The organism is Labrys okinawensis, from assembly GCF_047345005.1.
Lineage (GTDB): Bacteria > Pseudomonadota > Alphaproteobacteria > Rhizobiales > Labraceae > Labrys > Labrys okinawensis.
On record NZ_CP178864.1, the window covers coordinates 6,393,079 to 6,414,057 of the forward strand.

The following is a 20,979-nucleotide window of genomic DNA, read 5'->3' on the forward strand; positions in this document are numbered from 1 at the left end:
ACATCCTGTCAATAATGAAGCAAGCGTGGCGAAGAGTACGGTTGCGTTTGCGCGATTGAAGCAAATGGCTTCCACCGTGGAGCTATGGAGCCTCGCGATGTGATGGAATCGACAAGAATTGTAAAGGCGCGTCAAAACAAGGCGTTGGGGCGATGGGCAACTGCGTGTAGACGAGCCTTGCTTCAAGCAATCGAAACGGCATGTTTGCGTGGACCATGCCAACAAGGTGACAGGCTCGAGATATCTCGCAGGCGATCCGGCGTCCTGGCGCACATTTCGGCGAAATCGTTGCGTGAATTCAACCGTACTCCGTTTGAGGCTGGAAAATATAGCCCCCCGTCCTGATCGTCCGAATGAAGTCGGCAAGTGGGTCTTCCGTCGAAAGCTTGCGCCGCAAACGGCTGATCAGGATGTCGATCGACCTTTTGGGAACGTCCACAGCCGTTCCGTGGATGAATGTTATCAATTCCTCGCGGGAGACCACCTTTCGGGCATTCCGGCACAGAGCTGTCAAAAGATCGGCCTCGGCGCAGGTTAGGGATATTCGGGCGCCAGAGGGCGATCGCAGATAGCGGCGAGAAGGATAGAAGGCATGGTCGCAAAACCGCCATGCTCCTTCAATGTCGGGCTCTTGCCTGGTGCCTGAAACCATCTCCACGACATTCTGCTGCAAGGCGGTTTGAATATGTCTGACCAAATCAGCCAGATCGAGTGGCTGAGGGACCACCTCTTCGAAGCTCTCCACCGGGGGAGTTGTTTGGCCGCTTTCGGCGGCCGGCATGCGAAGGGCCTCGCTTTCTCCATGACTGGCTTCGTGACTGGCTTCGCGCAGCCTGAGGTAGAGTCTGCGCACGCGCTCGCTGGGACGGCTGACATCCAGAGAGACGAAGTCGACGATGTTTTTCTTGTCGGCCATGGGGGCGGCTATCATGCTGCGATCGCACGCATGGCCATTGTTCGTGATTGAGCCCGCCAGATGGGCGCGAACTTCCCAATTGTCTTCAACGACGAGCAAGTGGATCTTGGTCAATAACGGCCTCGTTCAATCACGCCTCGACGCTTCTGCCTGATCGAGAACGGTTGGTTGGTTGGTGCCCTCGCCAGGGACTTTCGGCAGCGGCGACAAGTCAGACTGCGATTTGTGGGTAAATTTCCCACAAAGTATAAAAGGCACATCCGTCGCCGTCAATCCATTTCAAGCCCGGCACGTCCCTGAGACTACGTCGGCCAACGGAATCTCCGGCACCGCCGCGACAATCAGACTGATTGGCATGGGCGGAAGCGAGGACTCGATGCCCCGCCAGTGGGACTTTTCCGCATTCAATAGATCTCCGTCAATTTTCGAGATCCATAATATAGATATAAATATAATATGTATAAATTCTAATATAATTTATAATAAATGATATACTTGTGACAGATTGGCCACACGTGCGGACAAACAATGTCGATATCTCAGTATCATTGAGAAGCAATCTTGCCACTCAGTTTAAAATCTGACCAATTTTAGGCACGGGCAGGTCTGAGAGGTCTCATAAACCTGCCTCGACGAAACCCCGGGGTCAATAAAGCTCGAGAACGAAACGACCGAGCTTAATTAAAACGTACAGGCACTTGTCAGGAGACAAAACATGAGATTCGAGCGATTGCTTCTCGGCGCCGCTGCAGGTATCGCCGTCATCGGCACTGCGCAGGCCGCCGATCTGCCCATGACCAAGGGCGAAGCCGTTGAGTATGTGAAGGTCTGCTCGACCTTCGGCCCCGGCTTCTTCTACATCCCCGGCAGCGACACCTGCCTCAAGATCGGGGGCGAAATCCGCGCCGACTATCGCGCATTCGGCGGGGACTCCCTCAGCATGTCCGGTAACGTGCTGACCAAGACCAAATTCAACCGCAACGACAACCGCAGCGCCTTCGGCACCCAGGGCCGTATCTGGTTCGATGCCCGCACCCAGACCGATTACGGTCTGCTGCGTTCCTACTTCCAGATCAACGCCTCCGGCCGTACCGCCAGCCGCACCGGCACGGGCACGACCAATTCCTTCTCGGTTGACAAGGCCTTCATCCAGTTCGGCGGCCTGACGGCTGGTTACGCCCATTCCTTCTTCGGCTTCTACGATAACGAATACGGCGACACCATTTGGGCGCCCTACTACGCCGAATCGAACACCGTGAACCTGCTCGCCTACACCGCCCAGTTCGGCGGTGGCCTCAGCGCCACGCTTTCGATCGAGGACGGTCGCGACCATCGGTCAGGCCTTGCCCTCAACAGCTACACGGCTGGCGGCCAGCAGGTTCCCGATGTGGTTGGACAACTGCGTTACGACGGCAATTGGGGTTCGGTTGCAGTTCAGGCAGCGGGTCACCAGGTTCGTAGCGGCGGGACCACCGCCCCATATGGGAGCACCTATGGATTTGCTGCCGGCGGCACAATCTTGATCAAGATACCGGCAATTGACGGCGGCCACTTCGTCGTGGAAGGCCAGTATGCCGATGGCGCCACCGATTACCTGGGCGCGGGCAATTCCGTACTCGGAGCAGCAGACCAGTTTGAAAAATACGACACCACTGGCGCTCTCGGCAACTTTACCCGTGGCAAGGGCTTCTCGATTGTGGCCGAACTCGGCGCAAACGTTACGCCCGACCTGGTCGCAGCGTTGGTGGGCAGCTATATCGACACATCTTACAGCGACGCCCTCTACAACACGACCACCGATGCTCCCGTGGACTTCAAGATTCGGGAATTCACCGTTGCGGGCAATCTGACCTATACGATCGTCAAAGGACTCACTTTGGGCGGTGAGGTTTCCTATACCCGTGTATCGGCCAAGAATGCTCTCGTCCTGGATAGCGCCACCGATACCGACGTCATCAAGAAAAGTGTCGATGCCAATGTGTGGCAGGTGGGTTTGCGTCTAAAGCGCAGCTTCTGATCTGATCAAACAGAGTTAGGAAAAGGGCTCGATCTTTTCGAGCCCTTCTTCATTGTGTGCCGGTTGAGCGACTTTTATAGCATCGGCCCCGTTCGATGATTACGCGACCTTTCGGAGCCTTACTGGCAAGGACTTATATGACGGCGTACCGCTCTGGGGGTCCTGGTAGGTCAGTGGGCAGAGATTGTTCGCTTCGGGGTAATAGGCGCCGATTGAGCCCGGGGCGATGTCATGCGCGATCGCCGTCAGACGGATGCGCCTGTGCTCCTGGCCCGGGATGGCGGAGATGATCTCCACCAGATCGCCGTGCTCCAGGTTCTGCGCCGCCAGATCCCGCTCGCTGATGAACAACACGTCGCGCCGGCCGAACACGCCACGGTAGCGGTCATCGAGGCCATAGACGGTGGTATTATACTGGTCATGGCTGCGCAGTGTGGCGAGCTTCAGCACATCCGCCCCGGCCAGCGACGGGTCTTCCTCCAGCCCGACGAAGGCGATGAACTCGGCCTTGCCGGACTTGGTATGCCAAACCCGCTCGGTCGGGCCCAGTGGCAGACGAAAGCCGCCCGGGTGGCGGATGCGGGTGTTGTAGTCGCGGAAGTCGGGGTACACCGCCTCGATCTTGTCGCGGATCCGGTCGTAATCGGCAATCAGACCTCGCCAATCGACCTTGCTGGCGGGCAGGGTCGCCATGGCGATGCCGGCGATGATCGCGGGTTCTGAGCGCAAGTGCTCCGAAGCCGGCTCCAGCTTGCCACGGGAGGCATGCACCATAGACATCGAATCCTCGACCGTGATCGATTGCGCGCCGGTCGCCTGCATGTCCCGCTCCGTACGGCCAAGAACGGGCAGAATGATCGATTGCTTGCCGATCAGAAGGTGGGAACGGTTCAGCTTGGTGTTCAGATGCACCACCAGGTCCAGGTTGCGCATGCCCTGGTAGCTCAGGTCGGCGTCGGGCATCGCAACCGAGAAATTGCCGCCCAGGGAAACCAGCACCTTGGCCCTTCCATCCACCATCGCCTGCATCGCCTTGACCGCGTCATGGCCGTGGCCTGGTGGCGGGCGGAAGCCGAAGGCTTTCTCCATATTGGCGAACATCAGCGGATTGGGCTTCTCGGTGATGCCGACCGTGCGGTTGCCCTGCACGTTGGAATGACCGCGCAGGGGGCAGATTCCAGCGCCGGGCTTGCCGTAATTTCCGCGCAGCAACAGCAGAGCCGCGATCTGCTGTACATTTTGCGTGCCCTTCTCATGCTGGGTAATGCCCATGCCATAGCTGACGATCGTGGCGTTCGATCGGATATAGGCATCCGACACCCCCTCGAGCGCGCTGCGGACCAAGCCGCTGGCGGCCTCGATTGCCTCCCATGGCGCCTGTCGCAGATCCTCGGCGAAGGCATCGAACCCGTTGGTGTGGGCGGCGATGAAGTCGCGGTCGAGCACGCTCTCGCCTGCATCGGCGCGGGCGATGATGGCCTTCATGATGCCCTTCAGCGCGGCCGCATCGCCGCCTACCTTAACCTGGTAGTAGGTCGAGGCGATTGGAGTGGCGCTGAAACTCGCCATCTCGATGGGGTTTTGCGGATCGGCGAAGCGCTCCAGCGCTCGTTCCTTCAGCGGATTGAAGACGATGATCGGCACGCCCCGCCGCGCGCATTCATGCAGCGTGCCCATCATGCGGGGATGGTTGGTGCCGGGATTGTGGCCCATCGCGATGATCAGGTCGCAATGGTCGAAGTCCTCGAGCGAGACGGTGCCCTTGCCGATGCCGATCGCCTGTGGAAGGCCGACGCTGGTCGCCTCGTGGCACATGTTGGAGCAGTCGGGGAAATTGTTTGTGCCGAATTCGCGGGCGAAGATGTTGAACAGGAACGCCGCCTCGTTCGAAGCGCGGCCGGAAGTGTAGAACTCCGCCATGTCGGGATCCGGCAGACCGCGCAACACCTTTCCAATTCGAGCGAATGCGTCGTCCCATTCGACCGGCTTATAGGTGTCGCTTGCCCGATCGTAAGCCATCGGGTGGGTGATGCGGCCGTGGTTCTCCAGTTCGTAATCGCTCTGCTGGAGCAATTCCGTGACCGTGTGCTCGGCGAAGAATTCGGGGGTGACGCGTTTCTTCGTCGCCTCCCAGGTGACGGCCTTGGCCCCGTTCTCGCAGAACTGGAAGGTGGAGGTATGATCCTTGTCCGGCCAGGCGCAGCCCGGGCAGTCAAAGCCATCCGGCTTGTTCGTGCGTAACAGCAGCAGCGGCGCCTCGGCGACATGCATCTGCTCGGCAACGGCCCTGGCGGTTGCCCGCAACGCGCCCCATCCGCCCGCCGGGGCATCGTAGCGATGGACGCCTGGAACATCACGTTTTTCCATCGCCAGGACCATCCTTACTTTTGAAGCAGAGCGTTATATTTAAGCAGGAATAGCGCTATAGTCTGCTTATATTGCCTGATGCATTGAAGATTGGATAGGCTTTCTCACAGCGTATCGCCGGTGCGACCCGAGGCACTCCAATGTGGGACCGGTTCGACGTATTCGGCGCATTCAGTTGGCGATTGGGTGATACAAACAGAATCAAACGAATACTGAGCGAAATTCGAACCCAAACAAACATCAATATGGTTGACAATGTTCGAATTCGTGTTCACCACTTGGGGGGAGACTGTCCGGCTGGCGACAATCTTATCAATCTCCGGGTAGCCAAGTCCTTCCCTCAGCTACCTAGCCGGCCGGTCCCATATTGATCGCAGGACGCTTCTCGCACCGAAAATGCGCCATGAAAGACAAAGACCTTGTCGACCTCGACATAGCTGACCTGACCAGGCTGATGGAAGAAGGGTGTCTGACGGCAGTCGAGCTTACCGTCCTTTGCCTGAACCGGATCTGCAGCTACGATCGGAGGGGCGTGGCACTCAATGCCGTGTCCATCCTTAATCCGGGGATGTTCGAGGAGGCTGGATATCTGGATGCCGAGCGCCGGGCCGGCCGGCTTCGAGGGTCCTTGCACGGTATTCCCCTCGTGGTGAAGGACAGTTTCAAAGTCGCGGGACTGACGGTCGCCGCCGGCTCGCCCGCTTTCGCGGATCTCGTCGCATCCGACGATGCAGCGTCGGTGGCCCGTCTACGCGAGGCAGGAGCCCTGGTGATCGGCAAGACAAATATGCCCCCGATGGCCATCGGCGGTGGCCAGCGCAGCCTCTATGGCAAGACATCGAGCCCCCATAATCCGGACTATCTTGCGGCCGCCTGGCATTCGGGGTCCTCGATCGGATCGGGAGTGGCGGTGGCCGCCGGTTTTGCTCCTATCGGACTGGCCGAGGAAACCGTATCTTCCGGCCGCTCGCCCGCCTCGAACAACGGGCTTGCTGCGTATACGCCATCACGGGGCACGGTTTCGATCCGGGGCAACTGGCCGTTATTTGCGTTGCGCGACGTGGTCGTGCCCTACGCGCGCAGCCTTGCGGATCTTGCTCTGGTAATCCGTGAAATTGCAAAGCCCGACCCGGTGCGCGAAGGCGACTTGTGGCGCGAACAAACTCATGTCGAGATCCCCGGCGCATCCAAGGCCTGGGCGCGGGACCCGACGGAGGCGCTGACGGACGGTGGCCTTCGCGGCAAGCGCATCGGCGTGCCGAAAATGTATGTGGGCCGGGACACCGAAGCACGCCGGCCAATCGTATTGCGGGACAGCATTCGGCGCCTTTGGGAAGAGGCAGAGGCGCAACTCGCGGCACTTGGGGCCGAAATCATCCACGTCGAGTTCCCCGTCGTCTCGGAATATGAAGGCGACCGCGCTGGGGCGGGAACACTTGCCAGCAACGGCTTCGTCCCCGAGGACTGGGACTCGACCGAGATAGGCGATCTGGTCGCAAGTTGTTGGAAGCAATTCCTGCGCCTGAACGGCCCATCGGACGGAGAAAGGCTCGCGGAGACACCGCCGGAAATGATCCATCCCGACCCTGCGGACGCGATGGATCCGCGCCGCCGTGCGAGTGCGCATGAAGGACGGGACGAGTTCCGCTACGACCGGATCATCAAATACGCCAGGAGCAGTCCAGGTCGTCCCCTGGCGGAGTTCCCGCAACTGGCCGCTATCCTGCGCGGCCTCGAGCGCGCGCGACACATACTGTTCGAGGAATGGCTGGCACGCGAGGGGCTCGACCTCGTGGCGTTTCCGGCCAATTGCGATATTTCGCGTGCCGACGCCGAGACAGACCAGCTGTCTTCCGACCATGCCTGGACCAACGGCACGGTCTTTTCCAACATGAACCATGTGATGCGGCACCTCGGGATTCCATCGGTCTCGGTGCCTATGGGGGTCATGGACGACACCGCCATGCCGGTGAGCATCACCTTTTGCGGCCCCGCCTGGATGGACTTCGCGCTTTTGAATGCGGCCCATGACTATGAACGAGCCAGCCATCGGCGAGTGTCGCCGGCGTTCACGCCCGCACTGGCGCTCGAAGCGCCTTGTTTCCGGCCGCAGCTGCCGAAAAGCGTCGGGCCGATCGGGATCGAGCTGTCGGCGCAGGCGGTTCTCAACGCCGACGGTTCGGTAGCGGTGCGGGGACGGGCCTGCGCGCACGCCGGCGCTGGTCCCGCAGCTCTCAGCCTTTTCCTCGATGGCGCTGCCATAGGTGCCGGTACTGGTACCTTGGAAATCGACCGCACCATCTCCCGCCACGAACGAGGCCGCCTTTTCCGTTCGCTGTTGTGCGCTCTCGCCTATGGCGGTGACGGGCAGGTGGCGGCACGCTTCATTGAGATGCCTTACGGGTGAGATCAGGCCAGCTTACGGCGAAGGAAGGCCTCCCAGGCTTAATCGATCGGGTAGATCCCATGCAGTACCGTATCGAAATGGTCCTCGATCTGGGATGTGCAGGCGCATGATCGCAGGCGTAACGCATCTTCGTCCTCGATGATGAAGACGCCTCGGCGTGTTGAGACCAGCCCTTCGCTTCTGAGACCCTGCACGACGCGCGTGACGAAGGTCCGTCCCACGCCGAGCAGCTGCGCAAGCTGTTCCTGGGTCATCTCGATCTGGTTGCCTTTCGTCCGGGCTACGGCGGCAAGCAGCCACTTGGCCGTGCGCTGAGATATCGTATGGGTCGCATTGCATGCTGCCGTCTGGAAGATCTGGGCCAGCAGGCAGTCCGAATAGCGCGAGAACCAGTGTCGGAGGGCGATCGAGTCGAGCTTGGCCTGTTCCAGCGCGGTGGTCTTGATGCGAAGGAACTTGCCGGGTGCGCGAACGAGCGCCGTGGCATAAGCGGGGACGTGGCCGTTCGATACGATGCCTCCTACGGCTCCTTCGCTGCCGATAAGACCGACTTCGACGCCATGACCGTCGTCATCGACCCAAATGCTGAAAGCCGCCATCGACGATGCGCAGGGAAACCAGGTGTGCTGCACATCCTCGCCGGCCTTCTGCAGCACGTCGTTGGCCTTGAGATCGAATTTGAAGAAGTGAGGCAGGAGGCGAGCGCGGTCGTCATCGCGCAGCTGTGCCAAAAGCCGGTTCTGCATGAGCTCGTCTTCAATGGGTGGGCTCATCAATTCACCTCTCAATTCCTCAGCCGAACTGTCCACAAGTGGACCGACGAACCGATCGGGCTTGTGTTACTCACGAACATAACTCGCCTCCGGGGCTGGTCCGTAACGTGGCAACCCCCACCCGCGTTCCATCTGCGAAGAGGCCGATGCATCGTCATACCTGCGTGAGGGTCACTTGCTCTCGATCTGCGAAAGAAAAAGCATGGGTGATCTCGATCCCGCCGAGCCCGATAGCGATCGGGTTTACATCACGCGGGAATTGTTGACCCGGCCCGTCGGGCTCTCGGATCCGACCCGCGAAAAGGCGACCCTGCTGGACCTCGCCTATCAGATGGCCAACGCGCCCGACCAGGTGCTGCCGCGTTTCGTCCAGCACGCCCTGGCGATCACCGGCGGAGTCTCGGCCGGATTGAGCCTCCTGGACAGCGAGGATGCGAAGACCTTTCGCTGGTGTTACCTGCAGGGCGAACTCACGGCCTTCGAGGGGGCCGAGACGCAGCGCGACGACAGCCTCTGCGGAACGACGATGGACCAGAACGCGACCGTGCTCGCCCGCCACCCCGAGCGGTTCTACGCCTGGATTGCCGAGGCCGGGATCGTGGTTCCGGAAGTCCTGCTGGTTCCTCTCTATCTGGGCAGCCAGGCGCCTACGGGCACGCTGTGGATCGTCGCGGCCAGAGAAGGCCATTTCCATGGCGGACACGCCCGGGCGATCGTCGAGATCGCCGCCTTCGTGGGCATTGCCATCGAGCTCATCAAGGGCCGCGACAGGCTGACGGAAGCGCTCGACCAGCAGGCCCTCGTCGCCCGCGAGATGGGGCATCGGCTCAACAATCTTTTCGCCATCACCGATGGGCTCATCCGGTTGAGTGCCCGGCAAGCGGCCACACCAGCCGAGATGGAGCGGGCTCTCGTCGGCCGCCTGCACGCTCTGGCGCGCGCGAATGCGCTGGTGAGGCGGGATTTGAGCCGGACCGGTTCCGTCTCGCTGCCCGCCGATCTCGGCGGCATCCTGGAAGCGATCCTGGCACCCTACCGGGACAGCTCCGGCGCCATGCTGCGCGTTGCCATCGACGGGCCACATGTGGCCTGCGGCGAGCGCTCGATCAACGGCATCGCCCTTCTCTTCTACGAACTCGCGACCAACGCCCTGAAATACGGCGCCTTGCAGGGGGAAGGTTGCATTGCCGTCACCTGGCGCGACGAGCTGGATGAGGTCGTGGTCAACTGGGTGGAACGGTTTTGCACGAACGAGGCATCAAAGCCGGGGACTGGCGGCTTCGGGACAACCCTGATCGAAACCACCGTGACGAAGCAGTTCGGCGGCAGCCTCGACTATGAATGGACCGGCCAAGGGCTAACCATAACCATCAGGCTGCCGACGGCTCGCCTGGGCATGTAAAGCGAAAGGGATTGGGCTTGGTCCCCTTTGGCTATTTGACCTGACAGCGCCCGAGGCCTCCGTCGCTGCTGGCGATCCGGCTATTGCAGATTGGCCGCGAAGAACCGCACCACTTCAGAGTTAAACTCGGTATGGAACGCCTCGCGATCGAAGCTCGCGGGATCCATACAAATGAGGGGTGCCATCTTGGCCAGGTGCGGGCCGCAGGGCGGCAGGAAATCGTAGTGGCCGGCGTTGGCGACAACGTGATACTCGGGCGGCCGGGGTAGAGCCAGACGTACGGCCTCATCGTAATAGGGAGCTGGCTGGTGGCTATCATTGGCGGCGCGCCAAAGCTGGATCGGAACATGAACAGCCGCAAGGCCCGCCGGGCTGAAGGTGAAGCCAAACGCTGGAGCGGCAACCACCAGAGCCTTGATCCGCTTGTCCGGAATCCACGCGTCCCCCGGAACATTGGTGCCCAGGCGCAGATCAATTCCAGCCTGCCTCAATGATTGGCAAAGGTCATGGTCGGGGTGCGCCTGGCAGTAAGGTTTCATCTTATCGAGATCCGGCACGCCACCGGCTGCCACGAGGACGGTGAAGCCACCATTGGAGAAACCAAACGCGCCAATATGATTGCCGTCCAACCGGTCGCGTCCCGGCCATTCCTCCAGCATATAAGAGATCAGCCGATGTAGCTGGGCAGGGCGGCGCCAGAGATGCAGGACCTGGCTTTGGTCGTCGTAGGTATCGCCCGCATGAGAGATTGCGGCAACCACGAAGCCATTGTGAGCCAGTGCCCACGCGGTATCGTAATTGCTTTCGAACGAGCCGCCTCCCCCATGCGAAAACACGACCAGCGGAAGGCGTTGCCCGAGGATTGATGCTCCCTGTGCAACAATCTGCTTGAAGCTCCCGACACGATGCTCGGTTGCCGGCGCCTCTGTGGGGTACCAGATGCCGCCTGCTAGCGGACGATCGTTGCCATTGGATATCTCGATCTCCTCGAAGCCGACATTGGCAGCACGAGCTGGAAGAATAAGGATAAGGACAGCGACAACGATGAAAACCAGGCGCATTTCGACTTCTTCCTGAGAGAAAAAACAGCGGCTAGGCAAGGCAATTTGGCCTTGCACGAACCTGCCCAACGTCGGCGACAAATGCCATGCCTTTCCGCGTGCGATCATTGCCCCCCGCGGTGTGGCACTATTCTCGCTATGCCGTGGGGTCGAGAATTCGTACCGACCCCCGCGGCGGCGCGACGCGATGGGCAGGTTGTAGTGTCAACCTGCCCAACATACTGTTGCGGCTCATGAATTCCGCCTCTCTCCCCCGCACTCCCCAGCCCGCTCTTGCGTCCCATTCCCTTTCGTTGACGCCCCGTGCCGGCCCTGGCATAAACGTCACATATCCACCGTGGATTGTTGTGCCCGGAGCTTCCCGCTTCGGGCTTTTTGATTCCCGGGGGCGGCGCTTTGCCTGCCCCCTGCATCGGCCCATCGCATCCCTGTCACCCGCCCGGCGCTCCCGCGGCGGGTTTTGCTTTTTGGGCTCCGGGTCACTCCGGCCGGTCTGGATCAGCGGCTCTTCGCCTTCCACGGCGAGGGCATCTCCTGCGCGTCCCGCGCTTTTCCCTTCCCAGTTCCAGGACGTTTCCATGGCTCTCGGTTTCGACTACAGGCCTGCCGCCGTGCAGCTGCCCATCGTGAAGTATCATGCCCGCGAGGGGCAGTTCCTGCGCATTGACCGCTCGGCGCGCGGTGTCGGCGCCACCGACATCACCGACAATTTCGCCGCCGTGTTCGACATGGAGGCGATCGAGGTCGGCTGGATGGCCTTCGGCCATGGCACGCGGCCGGACATGCGCCTCTTCCCGCTGGGGCAGGACTGGCCGGAGGCGCCGGGCCCGCAATTCAAGCGCGGCGTGCGCCTCATGTTGCAGCTCTCCGAGCGCCATGGCGGGGATGTACGCGAGCTCTCCTCCACCTCCGGCCTCTTCATCGCTGCCATCGATGCCCTGCATGACGAGTTCCTTGCGAGCCGGCTCGACAATCCCGACAAGCTGCCGGTTGTGGTGCTGGCGGCGGCCGAACCCGGCGGCCAGCCGGATTTCGTGATCGCCGGCTGGGTCGAACGGCCCGAGGGCCTTGCACGTGGCTGAGACAGTCAAGCCCAACCCAGCGAAGCGCCGGGCGACGAAACCCAAAGTGACGAAGCCCAAAGTGACGAAGCCCAAGATAACGAAACCCAAGGCGACAAAACCCAAAGCCTCGAAATCGTTGGCCGAGAAGCCGGACGCGCCCAAGCGCGTCCGGTCCAGGATGTCCCCGACGCATTCACACCCTCCCCTTGATGGGGAGGATCGACGTGAAGCGTCGGGGTGGGGTGACCCGGCACAAGCTTCTCAGAAGACGAACACCTGCGACACCCTTCCGGCGAAGATGGCGCTTCCCACCCCACGCCGGACTTCGTCCGCCCCTCCCCATCAAGGGGAAGATGTAACCGGCCAGTCCACAACCCGCTTTCGCAAGGGCGCGTCCGGCAATCCAGCCGGACGGCCCAGGGGCTCGCGCAACCGGCTGGGCGAGGCCTTTCTCGCCGCCTTGCAGGCCGATTTCCTGAGGCACGGCACCGCCACCATCGCGGCGCTGCGCGACAAGGCGCCGGCCACCTATGTCAACACCGTGGCTGGCCTCCTGCCCAAGGAGGTCAAGCTCGGCGAGGAACGCCAATTGAGCGATGAGGAAGTCCTTGAACGCATCCGACAGCTCGACGCCATCATCGCTCCTCTCCTCCGCGCTCAGGGTCGCCGCGCTGCCCGACGTCATCAAGGTGGTGATGACCAGCCGGGCCGCCGCCGAGGCTCAGCCCTCCCCCAAGGTGGTGGCGCCATGAGCATTCGGGGAAACCGCCGATGAGCCGCAACCGTGACATCGAATGGCTGCTGGCGACGCTCCTCCTCGCCCTCGGCCTTACAATCGTGCTCCTGCCGAACGCCTTCCTCACGCCCTTCTTTGCCGGCTATTCCGGCCAGGGCATCCCGGAAGATCCGCTCGGCGCCGGCATGGCCTGTGTCGGTATGCTGTGGACCGCCGGGCTGAAGGTGAACGGTAGCTGGCCGGGCGGCACGCCTTGGATACGCCTGGCCTGTGCCATCCTCGGCTCGGGCGTGTGGGGCTATTTGTTTGCCGGCATTGCGCTGTCGGGCGCTGTGACGAGCCTGTCGCTCTACGGCGTGATCATCGCGTTCTCGCTGCTCGCCTGCGCCCGCTGCGGGGCGGATGCGGCGAAATCGCTGATCGCACGCCGCAAGCTGGCCGGCAGGAAGGAGGCGGCGCGCCATGTGGTGGGATAGCCAGATCCTCTGGGCCGGCGCGGCCGGCCTGATCACCGCCACGCTGAGCGGCCTAGGCGCCTTGATCTATGGCCGCCGCCAGAACCGCCCCGCCGTCGCCCATGCCAATCTGCCTGGCGCAGTGGAGGATCTCGACGACAAGATGGACGCCCTCTCCGACGCGTTCGCTCAGCATGTGAAGGATGTGAACAAGGACATCCCCCGCATCAGCGAGGAAATCATCACCCGCCTCGCTGACCTCGACGATAAGGCCGCTGCCAACGCCCGTGCCCTCTCAGAGCTGAAGGGCATGCTCAACGCCATGATGATGGCACGGGCGCGGTGAGCGAGTGAGATAGAGTATCCCTCCGGCCTGCGGGCCGGAGGGGCCTTTTTTGCGTTGCGAGAGAACATTACCTGGTTAGATCAAAAGTCGGAGCGCGCGCTCCCTCGTGGCGAGATGAGCGCCCACGACCACAAGGGCGGCGCCGAGCACAGTGAGGGGCAGGATGGGTTCACCCCAGGCGAAGAACCCGATCAAGGCAGCAAAGACGATGGCCATGTAGCTCCAGCTATTCACCTTTTCGCCGGGTGCCAGTGCGAAAGCCCGAGCGTAGAAATATTGGCCGGCGATGGTGAACGCCGCGGTGAGGGCGATAGGCAGGATCTGGTCCACACCCGGCGCCTGCCAGCTCCAGGGCAGTGGGAAAGCCGAGAGGAGCAGGGCGAAAAGCGAAAAATAGAACATCTGGCGCTGTGCCGGCTCGCTCGTCGACAGCGACCAGATGACCAGCGTTGCCGCGGCACCACCCAGGGCGGCCAGCACGGCCGCGATCTCGCCGAAAGAGAGGCTGAGGCCCGCAGGCCGCACGATCAGCGCCACGCCGGCAAAGCCGATCAGCACGCCAAGCCAGACCCGTCGCTCGGCAAGGCGGCGAAGTGCGAACAGGACCAGCACCGGCACGAAGACAGGGCCGAGTGATTGCAGCACCACGGCATTGGCGAATGGAATACGGGCGATGGCATAGAAATAGGTGAGCAACGCGGCATAGGTGAAGACCGAGCGCAGCAGGTGCAGGCCGATGCGTTGCGTGACGAGACCGCCCGCCGGGCGTCGCATCGCGACCCAGAGAGCCATGAAGAGGAAGCAGCATAGATTGGTCCAGAAGACCAGGGCGAAGGCATCGAGCCCCTGGGAAGCAAAGCGCGCCGCACTTGCGCCTAACGCGAAGAGCAGCGCCGCCATTACCATCGAGACTACACCAGCCAGCGTGCCCCGGCTGACGCGAAGGCGGCCGGTCTTACCACCAGGAGAGCCTCCACGCCGCAGGGGTGCCTGACACCAACGCCTGCCCCACGGATCGTCCTGAAATTCGATGCTGGACATGCTGCTGCCTCACGCTCGCGCAACGGTCTGGGACCGATGGGAGGCAGCATAAGCCTGCCCTACTGACAACATTCTGTCAGCAATATCGGCGCCCTGCTCTACCCGACCTCCACCAGCACGGTGCCGGCGCCTTCACCATGGCCCGGCTGCGCCAATAGCCGGGGAAATGTTGGGGAAGAAGTGAATCGCTCTGAAGCTGTGATTCCGGCGGTCCGAAGGACCGGGAAGGGATACAGGGGCCGCAGTTATGCCCTATTGGCCCCTTTGGGGAGGCGATTCGGTAAGTCAAAGCTTCGCGGCTCTGGTCCGACTATCGAGCCTCTCACATCTCGCAGAGCAAGTTGACAAGGAAACATTATTCATATAGTTTCCTAGGAAACCAAAAGGCAGCAGCGATGGCCGGATACAGTAAGACTGTCAGCGACCTGGAAACGCATCTCGGCTACTGGCTACGCTATGTCTCCAACCAGGTCTCGCATGCCTTCGCGCTCAAGGTGCAGGCGCGCGGGGTCACCGTGGCCGAATGGGTGGTGATGCGCCAGCTCTATGAGGCGCCTGCACGGCCGAGCGATCTGGCCGAGCAACTGGGCATGACGCGGGGCGCCATCTCCAAGCTGGCCGACCGGCTGGTGGCCAAGCGCCTGATCACGCGCAGCGCCGCCGGCGGCGATGGCCGGGCCCAGATGCTGGCGCTGGAGAGCGAGGGGCGGGCGCAGGTGCCCGTACTGGCCGCTCTCGCGGACCGCAATGACGAGGAATTCTTCGGTGACCTGGATGCCACCACCCGGCAAACCATCGAGAGTGCCATGAGGGAGATCGTCCGGCGACGGGGATTGAAGGCCGTTCCCCTGGAATGAACAGCCAGCCTGGGCAGGCTCCGGAAGAGCATCCTGCGGCTTCCCGATAAGAACCTGCGTCGAAACAAAGAGTTTGAGTAAAGCAGCGTCAGCGCTTTAACGCGCTTTGCTCTGGCGGCGGACCATGCACAACCCAATCGGAGGAGCGGCACATGGATACCCCAGTGAAGGAAGTCGTACGCGAAATGACCCGGGCCTCGGACGAAGAGCGGATCAGCTTTCCGGAGGTGGTGAAGGCCCTGATGGCCGTCGGCGTGGAGCGCTATCACGCCGATCTCATAACCGGGACGAAGATCTATTTCATGCCGGATGGCAGCCATGAGCCGACGTCTAGCTATGCCACCGCCGAGACCGGCATCGCCTTTTCGGCCAAGGGGGTGGAGCAGGCCGTGCGCGCCGTCCAGCGCGGCGAGATCGGCTATCGCACCTTCTGCGACCGCATCGCCGCCGCCGGCTGCGTAGGCTATCTCGTCAGCCTCGTGGGGCAACAGGTGCTCTACTACGGGCGCAGCAATGAGAACCATGTCGAGTGGTTTCCGGGGGCGAAACCCTGAGTCGGGGCAAGCACACCGGATGCGGAGTGGCGGTCTCTGACCGCCATCTTGAACCGCAAGATCTACCGGACAGGGCGATGACGCGACCACTCCAACTCATCCTTCCTGCGGTGCCACCTGGTAGTCCTCCTCACTCACCTTCTCCAGCCAGTCGACGGCCTTGCCGTCAAGCGCCTCGGCGATGGCGATATGCGTCATGGCCGTGGTCGGCGCGGCGCCGTGCCAATGACTCTCGCCGGGCTCGAACCACACGATGTCGCCTGCGCGGATCTCCTGCACTGGCCCGCCTTCGCGCTGGGTCCGCCCGCAGCCGGCTGTGACGATCAGCGTCTGGCCGAGCGGATGCGTGTGCCACGCCGTGCGCGCGCCCGGCTCGAAGGTGACGATGGCCCCGCCTACCCGCGCCGGTTCGCTGCCCTTGAACGGCATGTCGAGACGCACCGTGCCAGTGAAATAATCGGCTGCCCCCCTCGCCGAGGGTTGGGAACCGTTCCTGGTGATCTTCATGACTGTTCTCCTCGACTTCGGGCGACCGGTGCGCCACCATTCGGAGCCAGTCTAGAGACATCGAGTGCCGACGATAAGACCGGAAGAAGATCCAGCCTCCTAGAGCAAAGCGCGTCTGAGCGTAAAAGTTGCTTTGCTCTAACTCTCGGTTTCGACGCGTCTTTGCGATTCCTGCCGAGTGCGTCAAATCGCAAAACGCCTTGGCGGACAGAGGTGGATCCACACCAAAGGTGCAATCCGATTGACGCAATATAACGCCCTTCTCACGACCCATCCCTACAATAGAGCTGCTTGGGGGCGCTTGATCACAGGAAGCATCAGGATGTTCAAGGGCAAGGCAGTACTGAAGAACCCCGAAACGGGCCAGGTTGTCGGAACGTTTACCGAGAACTCTCATTCGAGCGGCGAGACGCATGCGGAAGTTGTACTCGATGCACCCGTCACGCTGGATGGTACAGCGCGCCTGGAGATCCACACCAACACGTTCGACAATGCAGTGATCTCTATCGCGGCCTCCGATCCAGCCGGCACCACCATCCACAAATTCGGCGGCATCAGCACGCTCGGCCGCCTGCCGGACAAGGCCCCAGTGTCCCTGGTGCGCACGCCCGGCGGCAAGCTCGGCACTTTGCTGGTCGTGCTCGGGGACGGCGTCGTCCACAGGGAGAATTACTGATCCGGCGGCCGTTGAACGCAAAGCGGGGCGCCACTATGGCTTTCAGGTGAGAAATGGCGTCCCGGACAAGGTGAAACTGTGGACACGTATGCCATTGTTACCACAATGGATCCTTACCGCGCAGTTCTGTTCGTGGCGGAGGCTCTAGCGAATTGCATCCCAGCGTTATTGTAGCCGCTAGCTTTGGATGCCCTCTATGTGATCACGCAGCTTGACACACTGGCCAACAACCGCACCCTTGTCTTCCCTAAGCTTCTCCATCAGATGGTCGCCATAAGCATGGCACAACTGCTCGGTTTCAAAGCGTGGCAATGGCTCCGGAATGACGACATGTCCGGTGAACGTCGTGATCAGCACGAAGACGTACATGCGAGTTTCTCCAACGAGTTACACCCGACAAATCGGTCTCGATGCCCGCCAGGGCTCGATGAACTCGGGGCTCACAGCCCTGGTCGCTGGGTCGCTGCCATTGTCAGCGCGGATCCTGGCGATCGATTTGAGACGGGTCGGCCGGTCGGCTGGCAATCGCAACAGATGGCGTCTCCGTGCTCCCGATGACGTGTCCAGATGAGGCGACGCCCCCGTACCCTGATCGGCGGGGTCAGGCTGGACACACCAACCCGCCGATCGCGCTTCGTCGACATTGTTCGCCTTACTTAGTCGGCTCAGGCTCGTCCTTCACCGTTGGCCAATTCTTGTCAGCTCGACTGATATTTTCGAGCTCATTCTTTCGCCACTCGGTCGTCCAATATTTGGTGTGATTTACATAGAGCTTGCCGTTGACGATCGTGAAAGCCTCTGGATCGACCGTATCCTTGTGGCCATTCTCGTATGCAACGCCCATCGCACAATGTCCGTCATATTGAGCCGCATACTTCTCCGGATTTGCGGTGAAGAGATCGAGATCATCTTTGCTGGCAAACTGCCAACGCGCATCATGCCAGACAGTCTGATACTCAAGCCTGCCTGGTACTGCCTTTCCGACGGTAAAATAGGCGACAGTGTCATAGCCGCCGATTGCCAGTCTTGGCATCCCGCTCATCTCTGGTGCTGTATCGGCCAAGGCGGGGAAAGTGAACATGGCGAGTGCTAGCGCAGCCAACGTCTTCGTGGTCGTATTCATTTTCTGCTCCATAAGAAACGTCCTGGTGGATCTCCTGCGACACTTCCTCGGGCCTGCAAACTAGGTGTTCATGGTGATCTCCGTTCTGGGAAAAAGCGCACCCGCCCGCCCCCCGATGGCAGCCAGTTCCGCACCGTGTCTCATGATGATGTCGAATAGGCCCGGTCAGCCGCGCCGCAAGGGCGTCCCTTCAGCCAAACGTCGGAATTCGCGTTCGGCCGGCACAGAACCGTCAGCCAGCGGTCGTCGGATCAATGATCGTCGAGATTTCGCTTATGACGTTTGCCGGAAATCCGCTCAGCTCGGCATGTTTGCGAATGGTTGTTTCGTCTTCCGCCAAGTAGATGCAGAATGTCTTGTTTGCGGCGATGTAGGAATGGTCCCACTGGACACGAGGAGCAAGCTGCAACAGGGCATTGTTTGAAGCCCTCGAGGCGTCCCTCAGTTGCTCTTTCTCGAACGTTCCTACCGCCGGGATATCGCGCTCGATGAGATAGCGTTTCATTTCTCGGTGCCCTTTTCTCAGCTGCATACGGCCTGAACTGACGGATCTGACACCCTTACCAAGCATATCGACCGCTCACGACGCGTAGGTCAAAGCGTGATAAAGTCGTAATTCCGTTGGTGGCCAGCCATGGGGAAGCGGCGGGCATGCAAATTCGGCTCCTCGGTTCGCCGGCGATACTGGCTGGAGACCGGCGGTTGGAACATCCTTCGCGCAAGGCGATGGCGCTGCTCGCCTATCTCGCCATGCGCGCGGACGAGCATGTCTCCCGCGGACATCTGGCCGGCCTCCTTTGGGGCGACAGTGGCGAAGAGCAGGCGCGTGCAAACCTGCGTCAAACTCTCGGTCAGCTTCGAAAGCTGTTCCAGAACGCGGGGCGGGATCCCATCATGGTTCCGTTCGACAAGGTCGTTCTGCAATCCGAAGGCATTCAAATTGATGCCCGCACCGTCTTGAATGGCCTGGGCGACCAGGAATTGGTTGCACTGGCAGCCGGGCCCGCATTCCTGGAGGGGTTTTTTGTATCTGCGCCGGAATTCGAAAACTGGATGGTCTCTCAGCGCAACATGATTCAGTCGCGCCTCATATCGCGGCTGCAGCAAGCGGCTGGCAGCGCCTCCGAACAAGGTCAATACGCGGCCGCAGCTGTGCACTTATCCGCCGCGCTTGCGATGGATCCGCTTCAGGAAAAAATGCACCGGGATCTGATGCTGGCTCTGGTTGCACTGGGCCGGGCGGACGAAGCCCTCTTGCAGTATGAAAGATGCCAAAAAATCCTGGCGAGGGAACTTGGTGTCGGGCCGGATATGCAAACCCGGAAAGTGGCCTCGGAGGTACGGGCGCGACGGCTGGTGGCGCCGAGGGAAGCGGCCATCGGCACGGATCAGGAAGAGGCCGAAGGCCTGGTCGTTCCCCGAGAGCCGGCTTTGGCCACCAGCGCCCAGAGGGAAAGGCTCTCGATTGCCGTTCCTCCCTTTGTCAGCCTGAACGGCGATGCCGAACAGGACAGCCTGAGCCGCATGCTGTGCGAGGATATCATCAACACGCTTACGCATTGGCAGCTGTTCTCCGTCCAATCGCGCGCAGCGTCGCTTCAGGCCCACGGTACCGAGTCCATCGGGCAATCCATCGAGCTAAACCCCAAGGCCCGCTACATTGTCGAAGGTAGCGTGCGGCGCATGAACGGCTTCATGCGTATCGCGGTTAAGCTGATCGATACCGAGGCCGGATATCACGTGTGGGCCGAGCATTTCGATTGCGGAACGGCTGACATTTCAAGCGTTCATGACCAGCTTGTAAGCAGAATTGTCGGCACGCTGGTCGGCCGGACCGAAGTCGCAGCCGCCGAGCGCGCGAACCGCCGAGCGCCAACGAACCTGGCCGCGTATGAATGTGTCCTGCAGGGCAATGCCTTGCCATGGGAAGACCCGGAGGGAAGCGCCGAGGCTCGGCGCCTGTTCTCGAAAGCGATCGAAATCGACCCTGGCTATGGACTTGCCCATGCCCTGCTGGCAGCGATCACCCTGAAGCAATGGCATGACGGACTTGGCGAGACCGACGCCATACTGAATGAGGCCTACCGCCTGGCGAGAAGGGGTGTGGAACTGCAGAGCGGCGAGGCCACATGTTTTGCCATTCTGGGTACCGTCTGCATGTTCAGGAGGTCTTTCGACGTCGCCCAGCAACACTTGCAGAGGGCCCTCGAGATCAATCCGGGCAACCAATGGAACACAGCGGATATGGGTGCCCTGCTCCTCCATGCCGGGCAGCCCGAGGCCGCGTTGGTCTATCTGGATCGGGCGCGGGAGATCGACCCCTATTTCGATCCTCCATGGTACTGGTGCAGCGTCGGCATAGCGCACATGCTCCGGCGTGGCTACAGGGACGCCATCATCGCCTTCGATCGTTTCCCGGTTCCGAACTATCGCGTCGCAGCGCTCATGGCAGGTTGCCATGCCCGGCTGGCAGAAACAAAGCAGGCGGCGGCACTCATAAGGGAATGCCTGAGCCTACGGCCGACGCTACGCATCGCCGCAATCATGAGGATAGAACCCTTCAAGAATCCCGCCGACGCTGCACACATCGCAGAGTGTCTTGAGATGGCCGGCTTGCCGGCTTGATCTGAAGGCCGTGCGGACGATCAGCGAATGGGGATGCTAAACCCTAGATATC

20 protein-coding genes are annotated in these 20,979 nt (G+C 61.3%); 11 read left to right on the forward strand and 9 right to left on the reverse strand.

The features are described from left to right. Window positions 1-298: 298 nt before the first annotated feature. A complete protein-coding gene (locus ACMDCR_RS29710) occupies window positions 299-1,030 on the reverse strand; it encodes a winged helix-turn-helix domain-containing protein (protein WP_413990061.1) in 732 nt (243 codons plus the stop codon). A gap of 601 nt (window positions 1,031-1,631) precedes the next feature. Between ACMDCR_RS29710 and ACMDCR_RS29715 the strand changes: the two genes are divergently transcribed. Next, window positions 1,632-2,933 carry a porin gene (locus ACMDCR_RS29715; RefSeq protein ID WP_413990062.1) on the forward strand — a complete coding sequence of 434 codons (1,302 nt, stop codon included), beginning with the start codon at window positions 1,632-1,634 and terminating at the stop codon, window positions 2,931-2,933. Between the two features lie 99 nt (window positions 2,934-3,032). Here ACMDCR_RS29715 and ACMDCR_RS29720 read toward each other — a convergent pair whose 3' ends face one another. Further along, window positions 3,033-5,300: an FdhF/YdeP family oxidoreductase gene (locus tag ACMDCR_RS29720; protein ID WP_413990063.1), complete on the reverse strand. Its 2,268-nt coding sequence runs from the start codon at window positions 5,298-5,300 to the stop codon at window positions 3,033-3,035. 403 nt (window positions 5,301-5,703) lie between these two features. Between ACMDCR_RS29720 and ACMDCR_RS29725 the strand changes: the two genes are divergently transcribed. Continuing rightward, window positions 5,704-7,707 carry an amidase gene (locus tag ACMDCR_RS29725; protein WP_413990064.1) on the forward strand — a complete coding sequence of 668 codons (2,004 nt, stop codon included), beginning with the start codon at window positions 5,704-5,706 and terminating at the stop codon, window positions 7,705-7,707. A 38-nt stretch (window positions 7,708-7,745) separates the two neighbouring features. Here ACMDCR_RS29725 and ACMDCR_RS29730 read toward each other — a convergent pair whose 3' ends face one another. Further along, complete coding sequence (locus tag ACMDCR_RS29730; protein WP_413990065.1) at window positions 7,746-8,480, reverse strand: Crp/Fnr family transcriptional regulator; 735 nt, start codon at window positions 8,478-8,480, stop codon at window positions 7,746-7,748. A gap of 202 nt (window positions 8,481-8,682) precedes the next feature. Between ACMDCR_RS29730 and ACMDCR_RS29735 the strand changes: the two genes are divergently transcribed. Continuing rightward, window positions 8,683-9,882 carry an HWE histidine kinase domain-containing protein gene (locus tag ACMDCR_RS29735; protein WP_413990066.1) on the forward strand — a complete coding sequence of 400 codons (1,200 nt, stop codon included), beginning with the start codon at window positions 8,683-8,685 and terminating at the stop codon, window positions 9,880-9,882. A gap of 80 nt (window positions 9,883-9,962) precedes the next feature. Here the strand turns inward: ACMDCR_RS29735 and ACMDCR_RS29740 are convergent, their stop codons facing one another. Then, a complete protein-coding gene (locus ACMDCR_RS29740) occupies window positions 9,963-11,051 on the reverse strand; it encodes an alpha/beta hydrolase family protein (protein ID WP_413990067.1) in 1,089 nt (362 codons plus the stop codon). A 470-nt stretch (window positions 11,052-11,521) separates the two neighbouring features. Between ACMDCR_RS29740 and ACMDCR_RS29745 the strand changes: the two genes are divergently transcribed. The 4 genes from ACMDCR_RS29745 to ACMDCR_RS29760 all read left to right on the forward strand — a co-directional run bounded on the left by ACMDCR_RS29745 (window position 11,522) and on the right by ACMDCR_RS29760 (window position 13,544). Beyond that, entirely contained in the window at window positions 11,522-12,025 is a 504-nt protein-coding gene (locus tag ACMDCR_RS29745; protein ID WP_413990068.1) for a hypothetical protein, read from the forward strand. A 280-nt stretch (window positions 12,026-12,305) separates the two neighbouring features. Then, window positions 12,306-12,782 carry a DUF5681 domain-containing protein gene (locus tag ACMDCR_RS29750; RefSeq protein WP_413990069.1) on the forward strand — a complete coding sequence of 159 codons (477 nt, stop codon included), beginning with the start codon at window positions 12,306-12,308 and terminating at the stop codon, window positions 12,780-12,782. Further along, window positions 12,779-13,219 (forward strand): hypothetical protein, encoded by a 441-nt coding sequence (locus ACMDCR_RS29755; protein WP_413990070.1) that lies wholly within the window; start codon window positions 12,779-12,781, stop codon window positions 13,217-13,219. Before ACMDCR_RS29750 ends, ACMDCR_RS29755 begins: the two co-directional genes overlap by 4 nt. Further along, complete coding sequence (locus ACMDCR_RS29760) at window positions 13,206-13,544, forward strand: hypothetical protein (protein WP_413990071.1); 339 nt, start codon at window positions 13,206-13,208, stop codon at window positions 13,542-13,544. The genes ACMDCR_RS29755 and ACMDCR_RS29760 overlap by 14 nt, the downstream gene beginning before the upstream one ends. 75 nt (window positions 13,545-13,619) lie before the next feature. Here the strand turns inward: ACMDCR_RS29760 and ACMDCR_RS29765 are convergent, their stop codons facing one another. Continuing rightward, on the reverse strand, window positions 13,620-14,585 hold the full coding sequence (locus ACMDCR_RS29765) for a DMT family transporter (protein WP_413990072.1): 966 nt from the start codon (window positions 14,583-14,585) through the stop codon (window positions 13,620-13,622). Window positions 14,586-14,980: 395 nt separating this feature from the next. On the opposite strand from ACMDCR_RS29765, the gene ACMDCR_RS29770 reads away from it, so the two are divergent. Both ACMDCR_RS29770 and ACMDCR_RS29775 read left to right on the forward strand, forming a co-directional pair. Next, the gene (locus ACMDCR_RS29770) at window positions 14,981-15,442 is read left to right on the forward strand and encodes a MarR family winged helix-turn-helix transcriptional regulator (RefSeq protein WP_413990073.1); all 462 of its coding nucleotides are present in this window, start codon (window positions 14,981-14,983) and stop codon (window positions 15,440-15,442) included. Between the two features lie 152 nt (window positions 15,443-15,594). Further along, window positions 15,595-15,996 carry a DUF1398 family protein gene (locus ACMDCR_RS29775; protein ID WP_413990074.1) on the forward strand — a complete coding sequence of 134 codons (402 nt, stop codon included), beginning with the start codon at window positions 15,595-15,597 and terminating at the stop codon, window positions 15,994-15,996. A 96-nt stretch (window positions 15,997-16,092) separates the two neighbouring features. On the opposite strand, the gene ACMDCR_RS29780 is transcribed toward ACMDCR_RS29775, so the two are convergent. Continuing rightward, complete coding sequence (locus ACMDCR_RS29780; protein ID WP_413990075.1) at window positions 16,093-16,503, reverse strand: cupin domain-containing protein; 411 nt, start codon at window positions 16,501-16,503, stop codon at window positions 16,093-16,095. A gap of 322 nt (window positions 16,504-16,825) precedes the next feature. Between ACMDCR_RS29780 and ACMDCR_RS29785 the strand changes: the two genes are divergently transcribed. Continuing rightward, a complete protein-coding gene (locus tag ACMDCR_RS29785; protein ID WP_413990076.1) occupies window positions 16,826-17,179 on the forward strand; it encodes a hypothetical protein in 354 nt (117 codons plus the stop codon). A 177-nt stretch (window positions 17,180-17,356) separates the two neighbouring features. Here the strand turns inward: ACMDCR_RS29785 and ACMDCR_RS29790 are convergent, their stop codons facing one another. From ACMDCR_RS29790 to ACMDCR_RS29800, 3 genes are all read right to left on the reverse strand, one after another. Then, window positions 17,357-17,548: a hypothetical protein gene (locus ACMDCR_RS29790; RefSeq protein ID WP_413990077.1), complete on the reverse strand. Its 192-nt coding sequence runs from the start codon at window positions 17,546-17,548 to the stop codon at window positions 17,357-17,359. A gap of 283 nt (window positions 17,549-17,831) precedes the next feature. After that, the gene (locus ACMDCR_RS29795) at window positions 17,832-18,302 is read right to left on the reverse strand and encodes a YHS domain-containing (seleno)protein (protein WP_413990078.1); all 471 of its coding nucleotides are present in this window, start codon (window positions 18,300-18,302) and stop codon (window positions 17,832-17,834) included. Window positions 18,303-18,534: 232 nt separating this feature from the next. Next, the gene (locus ACMDCR_RS29800) at window positions 18,535-18,807 is read right to left on the reverse strand and encodes a DUF4242 domain-containing protein (RefSeq protein ID WP_413990079.1); all 273 of its coding nucleotides are present in this window, start codon (window positions 18,805-18,807) and stop codon (window positions 18,535-18,537) included. Window positions 18,808-18,953: 146 nt separating this feature from the next. Between ACMDCR_RS29800 and ACMDCR_RS29805 the strand changes: the two genes are divergently transcribed. Then, a complete protein-coding gene (locus ACMDCR_RS29805; RefSeq protein WP_413990080.1) occupies window positions 18,954-20,927 on the forward strand; it encodes a BTAD domain-containing putative transcriptional regulator in 1,974 nt (657 codons plus the stop codon). Window positions 20,928-20,979: the final 52 nt, after the last annotated feature.